Source organism: Bradyrhizobium denitrificans (genome assembly GCF_013179005.1).
Taxonomy (GTDB): Bacteria; Pseudomonadota; Alphaproteobacteria; order Rhizobiales; family Xanthobacteraceae; genus Bradyrhizobium; species Bradyrhizobium denitrificans.
This window is the reverse complement of the sequence record NZ_JABFDP010000041.1, coordinates 54,527-63,340: the sequence shown is the minus strand read 5'-3', so window position 1 is coordinate 63,340 and position 8,814 is coordinate 54,527. Positions and strand designations below refer to the sequence as shown.

At 64.4% G+C, this 8,814-nt stretch carries 13 protein-coding genes; 4 read left to right on the top strand and 9 right to left on the bottom strand.

From position 1 onward, the window contains the following. Positions 1-123 precede the first annotated feature (123 nt). The 9 genes from coaA to hisB all read right to left on the bottom strand — a co-directional run bounded on the left by coaA (position 124) and on the right by hisB (position 5,547). On the bottom strand, positions 124-1,080 hold the full coding sequence (coaA, locus tag HL671_RS33975; RefSeq protein ID WP_011942659.1) for a type I pantothenate kinase: 957 nt from the start codon (positions 1,078-1,080) through the stop codon (positions 124-126). A gap of 33 nt (positions 1,081-1,113) precedes the next feature. Then, positions 1,114-1,437 (bottom strand): phosphoribosyl-ATP diphosphatase, encoded by a 324-nt coding sequence (locus HL671_RS33970; RefSeq protein WP_011942660.1) that lies wholly within the window; start codon positions 1,435-1,437, stop codon positions 1,114-1,116. Positions 1,438-1,517: 80 nt separating this feature from the next. Next, entirely contained in the window at positions 1,518-2,294 is a 777-nt protein-coding gene (hisF, locus tag HL671_RS33965) for an imidazole glycerol phosphate synthase subunit HisF (protein ID WP_011942661.1), read from the bottom strand. Next, entirely contained in the window at positions 2,294-2,581 is a 288-nt protein-coding gene (locus HL671_RS33960; protein ID WP_011942662.1) for a hypothetical protein, read from the bottom strand. The genes hisF and HL671_RS33960 overlap by 1 nt, the downstream gene beginning before the upstream one ends. 64 nt (positions 2,582-2,645) lie before the next feature. Then, entirely contained in the window at positions 2,646-2,960 is a 315-nt protein-coding gene (locus HL671_RS33955; RefSeq protein WP_011942663.1) for a hypothetical protein, read from the bottom strand. After that, entirely contained in the window at positions 2,957-3,700 is a 744-nt protein-coding gene (gene hisA, locus HL671_RS33950; RefSeq protein WP_011942664.1) for a 1-(5-phosphoribosyl)-5-[(5-phosphoribosylamino)methylideneamino]imidazole-4-carboxamide isomerase, read from the bottom strand. Before hisA ends, HL671_RS33955 begins: the two co-directional genes overlap by 4 nt. Positions 3,701-3,759: 59 nt before the next feature. Beyond that, positions 3,760-4,410, bottom strand: coding sequence for an imidazole glycerol phosphate synthase subunit HisH (gene hisH / locus HL671_RS33945; protein ID WP_011942665.1), 651 nt, complete (start codon positions 4,408-4,410; stop codon positions 3,760-3,762). After that, positions 4,407-4,928 carry a DUF2628 domain-containing protein gene (locus tag HL671_RS33940; protein ID WP_172242666.1) on the bottom strand — a complete coding sequence of 174 codons (522 nt, stop codon included), beginning with the start codon at positions 4,926-4,928 and terminating at the stop codon, positions 4,407-4,409. Before HL671_RS33940 ends, hisH begins: the two co-directional genes overlap by 4 nt. 25 nt (positions 4,929-4,953) lie before the next feature. Next, positions 4,954-5,547, bottom strand: a complete 594-nt coding sequence (hisB, locus tag HL671_RS33935; protein WP_172242663.1) for an imidazoleglycerol-phosphate dehydratase HisB — start codon at positions 5,545-5,547, stop codon at positions 4,954-4,956. A 194-nt stretch (positions 5,548-5,741) separates the two neighbouring features. On the opposite strand from hisB, the gene hslV reads away from it, so the two are divergent. From hslV to hslU, 4 genes are read left to right on the top strand one after another with little or no spacing between them, the layout of a single operon-like run. Beyond that, on the top strand, positions 5,742-6,302 hold the full coding sequence (gene hslV / locus HL671_RS33930) for an ATP-dependent protease subunit HslV (RefSeq protein ID WP_172242660.1): 561 nt from the start codon (positions 5,742-5,744) through the stop codon (positions 6,300-6,302). A 24-nt stretch (positions 6,303-6,326) separates the two neighbouring features. Continuing rightward, positions 6,327-6,905: a DUF2585 domain-containing protein gene (locus tag HL671_RS33925; protein ID WP_041751174.1), complete on the top strand. Its 579-nt coding sequence runs from the start codon at positions 6,327-6,329 to the stop codon at positions 6,903-6,905. A 14-nt stretch (positions 6,906-6,919) separates the two neighbouring features. Next, a complete protein-coding gene (locus HL671_RS33920; RefSeq protein WP_172242657.1) occupies positions 6,920-7,432 on the top strand; it encodes a GNAT family N-acetyltransferase in 513 nt (170 codons plus the stop codon). Between the two features lie 5 nt (positions 7,433-7,437). After that, positions 7,438-8,742, top strand: a complete 1,305-nt coding sequence (gene hslU, locus HL671_RS33915; protein WP_011942671.1) for an ATP-dependent protease ATPase subunit HslU — start codon at positions 7,438-7,440, stop codon at positions 8,740-8,742. Positions 8,743-8,814: the final 72 nt, after the last annotated feature.

Here is an 8,814-nt window from a genome sequence, read left to right as displayed (position 1 = left end):
CGAACTTCAAACTGGATTATGCCCAAGGGGCAAGGTCACCTGCAAAGAGCGGGGAGAGGTAAGAACTGCGCAAGCCGGGCACGAACTCCGATTCACGCTTGAGTCCGCTTAGCACTTCGCAGCTCACAGCCGCCGCAGCGCCACCGTCTCGACCTCGTGATCGGCGCCCTTCTTCAGGATCAGGGTTGCGCGCGGCCGTGTCGGCAGGATGTTGTCTTCGAGATTAGCGAGGTTGGTGCGTTCCCAGATCGCGATCGCGGTGGCGATGGCTTCCTCGTCCGACAGCAGCGCGTAGCGATTGAAGTAGGACCGGGGATCGTGGAACGCGGTGTCGCGCAACGACAGGAAGCGCTTCACATACCATTTGCGCAACACCGCCTCGTCGGCATCGATGTAGACGGAGAAGTCGAAGAAGTCGGAGACCACCGGCACCGCCTTGCCGTCGCGCGGCAACGGCCCGGTCTGCAGCACGTTGACGCCTTCGACGATCAGGATGTCGGGCTGGTCGATCTCGACCCACTGATTGGGAACGATGTCGTAGGTGAGATGCGAGTAGACCGGCGCGCGCACTGTATGGCGGCCGGCCTTGATGTCGGATAGGAAGGCGAGCAGCCGCGGCAGGTCGTAGCTCTCGGGGAAGCCCTTCTTCTGCATCAAGCCCTGCCGCTCCAGCACCGCATTCGGATACAGGAAGCCGTCGGTGGTGATGAGATCGACCTTGGGCCGTGGCGACCAGCGCGCCAGCAGCGCCTGCAGCACGCGCGCGGTGGTGGACTTGCCGACCGACACCGAGCCGGCGACGCCGATGATGTAGGGCATCTTGCGGTCGCGGATGCCGAGAAACTGACGCTGCGCGTAGTACAGCCGCTGTGCAGCATCGACATACATCGACAACAGCCGCGACAGCGGCAGGTAGATGTCCTCGACCTCCTTGAGATCGAGGCGGTCGTGCATCGAGCGCAACTTGGAGAACTCGCCGGGTTCGAGCGTCATCGGCGTGTCGTTGCGCAACTCGGCCCATTGCTGGCGGGTGAAGACGCGGTACGGATTATATTGTTGTTCGGTGGTGCGCATATCCATGATGCTGCCCTTCGTTTCCCCCGCCGTCGCGCCCTACTCCGTCTTGCGCGACGCCTTTTCTTCTAGCCCCGACATGCCGGTGCGCTTGCCGAGCGCCGCCTCGACCTCTTCGAGGCGGACGTCGCGCGATTTCAACAGCACCAACAGATGAAACAGCAGATCGGCGCTTTCGGAGATCAGGTGCTCACGGTCGGTGCCAACAGCGGCAATCACCGTCTCCACCGCCTCCTCGCCCATCTTCTTGGCGCATTGCGCCGGGCCCTTGTCGAGCAGCTTGCGCGTATAAGACGCCTCGCCGCCCGCCGCGGCGCGGGCGTCGATGATGGCGGCCAGATCGTGAAGCGTGAAGCGGGACATCAGCCTGAACTCGGAACGCCTGCCCGCCCATGGAGGCGGCCGGACCAGCGTTCATGTAACATTTTTGCGGCGCAATGTCGTCAGGGATCGAGCCGCATCGGCAGGCCCTGGCGCACCATGTGCTCCTTGGCCTGCCGGATGGTAAATTCCCCGAAATGGAAGATCGAGGCGGCCAGCACCGCGGTCGCCCGGCCCTGTCGGATGCCGTCGACCAGATGGTCCAGATTGCCGACGCCGCCCGAGGCGATCACCGGCACCGGAACGCTGTCGGCAACCGCCCGCGTCAACGGAATATCAAAACCCTGCCGCGTGCCGTCGCGATCCATCGAGGTCAGCAGGATCTCGCCGGCCCCCAGCGAAACCACCTCCTGGGCATATTCCAGCGCGTCGATGCCGGTCGATTTGCGCCCGCCATGGGTGAAGATCTCCCACCGACTGCCGCCGCCCGGCCGCGCCACCGACTTGGCGTCGATCGCCACGACAATGCACTGCTCGCCGAACTTCTCGGCGGCCTCCTTCACGAACTCGCGCCGCGCCACGGCGGCCGAATTGATCGAGACCTTGTCGGCGCCGGAGCGCAGCAAGGTCTTGATGTCGTCGATGGTGCGCACGCCGCCGCCAACCGTGACCGGCATGAAGCAGGCCTCCGCCGTGCGCCGGACGACGTCGAGCATGATGCCGCGGTTCTCATGGGTGGCGGTGATGTCGAGGAAGCAGAGCTCGTCGGCGCCGGCGGCGTCATAGGCGATCGCGGCCTCCACCGGATCGCCGGCATCGCGCAGATTGACAAAGTTGACGCCCTTGACGACCCGTCCGTCCTTGACGTCGAGGCAGGGAATGACACGGACCTTGAACATTACTCGGCTGCCGATGCGAGAGTGCGCGATTTCAGGAAGTCCCAGAAGACGCCCAGCATCCGGCCCTCGTATTCAGAATTGCTGATATCCGCGATGAAGAACAGGCTCGATCCAGCGAACTTCAAGAGCCGGCTCGATAGCTCGGAAGCTGACAGGTCGCTCTTCACGAAGCAGACATGGCCGTCGAGGGTGTAGATTTCTGCACCAACGTCGAGCGACTCGACATACTTCTTGAGGTCGATGTCTGAACCGCTTCCGTCGTCGAAAACCAGAAGGAAGTTTTTCATTCGTTCTCTCCGTGCTTCGGCAGAGATTTGGAAGTTTCGATCCTCGGCACCTGGTTCGCCACTTCTACAATCTCAGTGCTGCGACCCTGCCTATGAAGAAGATTGATGGCTCGCTGTTGTATTCTGTACTCTTCGATTGAAGCCGATCGGGTTCTCTGAACAGCAAGATCAGATAGCCGATCATCGCGAACAGGAGCGGAGCTCCAGCGAAACAGAATAGCACCGTCCGGGCGGACGGATCAGTGACAAAAGCGGCCAGTATCAGGGATAGCGGGCTGACCAATCCAACCAGCCAGAGCGCCGGATTGAGCGCAGTACGCCGGACCGCGATCGTGTCGATCCGCGACAATCCGGTTCGTATGAGGTCTTCGAGCTTCATGCTCCGGCCTTGCGCGCCGCGCGGATCAGCGCCAGCGCCTCGGCCGGATCGAGCCGCCCGTCATAGAGCGCGCGGCCGGCGATGGCGCCTTCCAGCTTCCGGGCGCGCGGCGTCAGCATCGCCTTGACGTCCTCGATCGAGGCGAGGCCGCCGGAGGCGATGACGGGGATCGAGACGGCGTCGCCGAGCGCGATTGTCGCATCGAGGTTCAGCCCCTTCAGCAGACCGTCGCGAGCGATGTCGGTGAAGATGATCGCGGCGACGCCGGCATCCTCGAATCGCTTGGCGATGTCGAGCGCGGTGACCTCGGAGGTCTCGGCCCAGCCCTCGACCGCGACCTTGCCGTCGCGGGCGTCGAGCCCGACTGCGACGCGGCCGGGAAAGGCTTTCGCCGCCGTCTTCACCAATTCGGGATCGCGCACGGCAGCGGTGCCGATGATGACGCGGGTGATGCCCTTGTTGAGCCAGGCCTCCACGGTCTTGAGATCGCGGATGCCGCCGCCAAGCTGCACCGGCATCTTGACGACCTTCAGCATCGCCTCGACCGCTTGGGCGTTCATCGGCTTGCCGGCGAAGGCGCCGTCGAGATCGACGACGTGGAGATAATCAAAGCCCTGGTCGGCGAAGCTCTTGGCCTGGGCGGCGGGATCGAGGTTGAAGACGGTGGCCCGCGCCATGTCGCCCTGCTCCAGGCGCACGCATTGGCCGTTCTTCAGATCGATGGCGGGAAACAGAATCATCTGAGTTGTCTTTCAGGCAAGCGCCCTGCCCATCTCCTGGACGCGCAGGTACGCTGCAATCACGGCTTCCACTTCAGGAAGTTGGAAATGAGGGCGAGACCGAAACGCTGGCTCTTCTCGGGATGGAATTGCGTGCCGATCGCGGTGTCCTTGCCGACGATCGCGGTGATCGGCCCGCCATAATCGGCGCGCGCCAGCACGTCGTTCTCATTGACGGCGTTCAAGTGATAGGAGTGCACGAAGTAGGCGTGCAGGCCCTTCGGCCCGAGCGGCAGCCGCTCCAGCACCGGATGCTCCTGCACCAGGTCGAGCGTGTTCCAGCCCATATGCGGGATCTTCAGGCTCTCGTCGCGGGGCGCGATCTTCTCGACATCGCCAGCGACCCAGTCGAAGCCGTCGGTGGTGACATGCTCCTTGCCCCGCGTCGCCATCAACTGCATGCCGACGCAGATGCCGAAGAACGGCCGCGCCTTTTGGCGGACGGCCTCGGTCATCGCCTCCAGCATGCCGTCGACGGCATCGAGCCCACGGCGGCAATCGGCGAAGGCGCCGACGCCCGGCAGCACGATGCGGTCGGCGCGATACACCGTGTCGGGATCGCGGGTCACCACGACCTTCTGCGGATCCTCCATGCTGCGCGCGGCGCGCTCGAACGCTTTCGCGGCGGAATGCAGATTGCCGGAGCCGTAATCGATGATGGCAACACTCATCGTCCACCTCCGGGTTCGGGGAACAAGCCAATGATACTGGCATGCGGCAGCGGCGGCGGCGGCCGCTGTCCATCGTCACGCGTCGGCGGCGGAGCGCCGCGATCGACGGTGTGGTTGTCGTAGCCGATGGTGCTCCGGCGCGCCGCCCAGCGCTCGAAGAAGCGCCGCTCGGCGGCATCGAGATCGTCGGCGACGACGACGTCGAGCTGGCGCCAATTGCCGCGCGAATAGCTCCAGCGCTTCAGGCTCGAAGCCTCGAGCCCGAGCAGGATCGCCATCAACAGATCGATCGCGGCGATCGCACCGGATGCGACGCCGATCCGCGCCAGGATCAGGTCGATCACGATCATCAGGGCTGCATAGCCGATGACCGCCAGCCACAACCGATGCCAAGCCAGCCAGACGGCTCCGAGCACCGCGGCCCAGAGATGGAATCCGTCACGGATGAAGACGAAGCGATCCGTCGAACGCAGATCGGCCCCGGCGGCGAGGGGAGCGTGAACCGTATAGACGGGCATGTCGAATATCCCTCGAGGGAAGAGATCAGCCGCCGAGCTGACCCTTGGTGGATGGCACTTCGCCTTGGTTACGCGGATCGATCGCAAGTGCTGACCGCAACGCCCGCGCCAGACCTTTGAAGCAGGATTCGGCGATATGATGGGCGTTGTCGCCGTACAGCGTCTCGACATGCAAGGTGATGCCGGCGTTCATGGCGAAGGCGTTGAACCATTCGCGCACGAGTTCGGTGTCGAACTCGCCGATCTTGTCGCGCGGGAAGGTCGTGCGGAACACCAGCATCGGCCGGCCCGAGACGTCGATCACGACGCGGGTCAGGGTCTCGTCCATCGGCATGTGGATCGAGGCATAGCGGGTGATGCCGGCCATGTCGCCGAGCGCCTGGCGCACCGCCTGGCCGAGCGCGATGCCGACATCCTCGGTGGTGTGGTGGAAATCGATATGGAGGTCGCCGACCGCCTTGACGGTCATGTCGATGCGGGAATGCCGGGCCAGGAGATCCAGCATGTGATCGAAGAAGCCGATACCGGTCGCGATGTTCACCACGCCGGTGCCGTCGAGATTGACGGCCACCTCGATGTCGGTCTCTTTGGTCTTGCGCTTGATGGTCGCGCTACGCATGGGGTCAGCTTTCCCTTGAAAACGCGGCCCTTTTATCAGGCGGATGACACCTTAGCTACTGCGGGATGACGGCACCTCGCCTGATCTCGGGCCATGGTGAGCGGATTTCAAGGCCTGACCGGGCAGGGCAGGGGCGCGGTAATTGTGTCCCCCAGCCCGAGCGCCTAAATGAGGGCACCAACCAGGGACTTTCCATGCACGCAACCTCGCACGAGCCCGCCGTCTGGCACGGCACCACGATCCTGACCGTCCGCAAAGGGGGCAGGGTGGTCATCGGCGGCGACGGCCAGGTCTCGATCGGCCAGACCGTCATCAAGTCGAATGCCCGCAAGGTGCGCAAGCTCGGCAAGGGCGATGTGATCGGCGGCTTCGCCGGGGCCACCGCCGACGCGTTTACCCTGTTCGAGCGGCTGGAGAGCAAGCTCGAGCAATATCCGGGGCAGCTGACCCGGGCGGCCGTCGAGCTCGCCAAGGACTGGCGCACCGACCGCTATCTGCGCCGGCTGGAAGCGATGATGATCGTGGCCGACAAGGAGGTCTCGCTGGTCCTGACCGGGACCGGCGACGTGCTGGAACCGGAGGCCGGCGTGATGGCGATCGGCTCGGGCGGCAATTATGCGCTGGCGGCGGCGCGGGCCCTGATCGACACCGACAAGGACGCCGAGACCATCGTGCGCCGCTCGCTCGACATTGCCGCCGATATCTGCGTCTACACCAACCGCAACATCACCATCGAAGCGCTGGCGGCCGAGTAGACCATGAGCGCGGACGGGATCGGCATGGCGTCCCGACGATCGTCCGGACCCTGGCTCGTACTGGTGCTGGCGCTGCTGGTGCTGCAGGCCGCGATCCTGTTCGCGATGGGCCGGCTGCCGATCTGCGCCTGCGGCACCGTGAAGCTGTGGCACGGCGTGGTGCAGAGCTCGGAGAACTCCCAGCATCTCACCGACTGGTACACGTTCTCCCACATCATCCACGGCTTCCTGTTCTATGCGCTGACCGCGCTGGTCGTTCCGCTTCTGCCCTGGCAGGGGCGGCTGATCATCGCGATGCTGATCGAGGGCGCCTGGGAGCTGGTCGAGAACTCGAGCTTCATCATCGAGCGCTATCGCGCCGCCACCATCTCGCTGGATTATTTCGGCGACAGCGTCGTGAACTCCATCGGCGATACGCTGGCGATGATCACCGGTTTTCTGCTCGCGCGGGTGCTGCCGATCTGGCTGACCGTGCTGATTGCGATCGCGTTCGAGATCGGGGTGGGCCTGCACATCCGTGACAACCTGACTCTCAATATCTTGATGCTGATTTACCCGACCGAGGCGATCCGGCAGTGGCAGGCCGGACCGCCGCTGTTGTGAGGACAGGGGCGGCCATGACCATTCGCTTCCGTCGGATGACCGATGGCGACCTGCCCGCGATCCGCAACTGGCTGCATCAGCCCCATATTCGTCAATGGTGGGGTGATCCGGACGAGCAATATGGCTTGATCGATGGTGATCGTGACGAGCCGGCCATGGATCAGTACATCCTGCTGATGGATGATGACGCGGCCGGCTATCTGCAGTGCTACGCGCTGACGCAATGGAACGAGGGCTTCGGTCCCCAGCCCGCAGAGACCCGCGGGATCGACCTGTTCATCGCCGGACAGGAACGCATTGGGCGGGGTCACGGTCCGCGCGCCATCCGGGCTTTCTGCGACCTGGTGTTTCAACACGCCATCCCGCGTATCGTCACCGACCCGTCGCCGGCCAATGCACGTGCCATCCGCGCCTATGAAAAGGCCGGATTTCGGCGCGAGCGCCTGGTCGAAACACCGGATGGCCCAGCGCTTCTGATGTCCCGCGAGCCCGGCGACTTGCCACCCCGTCAATCCGAGCCTAGCTAGAGCCCATGACCGACTTTTCTCCCCGCGAAATCGTCTCCGAACTCGACCGCTACATCGTCGGCCAGGCTGACGCCAAGCGCGCAGTCTCCATCGCCTTGCGCAACCGCTGGCGCCGGCTGCAGCTCGACGCCGGCCTGCGCGAAGAGGTGCTGCCGAAGAACATCCTGATGATCGGCCCGACCGGCGTCGGCAAGACCGAAATCGCGCGGCGGCTGGCCAAGCTCGCCGGCGCGCCGTTCCTCAAGGTCGAAGCCACCAAGTTCACCGAGGTCGGCTATGTCGGCCGCGACGTCGAACAGATCATCCGCGACCTCGTCGAGGTCGCGATCGTCCAAGTCCGCGAGCGCAAGCGCAAGGACGTTGCCGCGCGGGCCCAGCTCGCGGCCGAAGAGCGCGTGCTCGACGCCCTGGTCGGCGCCAATTCAAGTGCGGCGACCCGCGACTCGTTCCGCCGCAAGCTGCGCGCCGGCGAGCTCAACGACAAGGAAATCGAGATCGAGACGCAGTCCTCCGGCGGCGGCTTTCCGATGTTCGAGATCCCGGGCATGCCGGGCGCACAGATGGGCGCGATCTCGATCGGCGACATTTTCGGCAAGCTCGGCGGCCGGACCAAGACGCGGCGCGTGACGGTCGAGTCATCGCACGACATCCTGATCGCCGAGGAGTCAGACAAGCTGCTCGACAATGACCAGCTGGTGCAGGAGGCCATCAGCGTGGTCGAGAACAACGGCATCGTGTTCCTCGACGAGATCGACAAGATCTGCGTGCGGGAGAACCGCCACGGCGGCGATGTGTCGCGCGAGGGCGTGCAGCGCGATCTGCTGCCGCTGATCGAGGGCACCACGGTTTCGACCAAGCATGGCGCGGTCAAGACCGACCACATCCTGTTCATCGCGTCGGGCGCGTTCCACATCGCAAAACCGTCCGACCTGTTGCCGGAGCTGCAAGGCCGATTGCCGATCCGCGTCGAGCTGCAGGCGCTGACGCGCGACGACATGCGTCGCATTCTCACCGAGCCGGAGGCGTCGCTGATCAAGCAATATGTGGCGCTGATGAAGACCGAGGGCGTCACGCTCGACATCACCGATGACGCGATCGATGCGCTCGCCGACATCGCGGTCGCGGTGAATTCCACGGTCGAGAATATCGGCGCGCGCCGGCTGCAGACGGTGATGGAGCGCGTGCTCGACGAGATCTCCTTCACCGCCTCGGACCGATCAGGCGAGACCATGCGCGTCGATGCCGCCTATGTGCAGCAGCATATCGGCGATCTCGCCAAGAACGCGGATTTGAGCCGGTTCATTTTGTAAGAGGTTGTTGCGCTTGGAGCCGCTTCGCTCGTCCGCCCCGGCGCAGCCTCAAACTCCGCCGTCGTCCCCGCG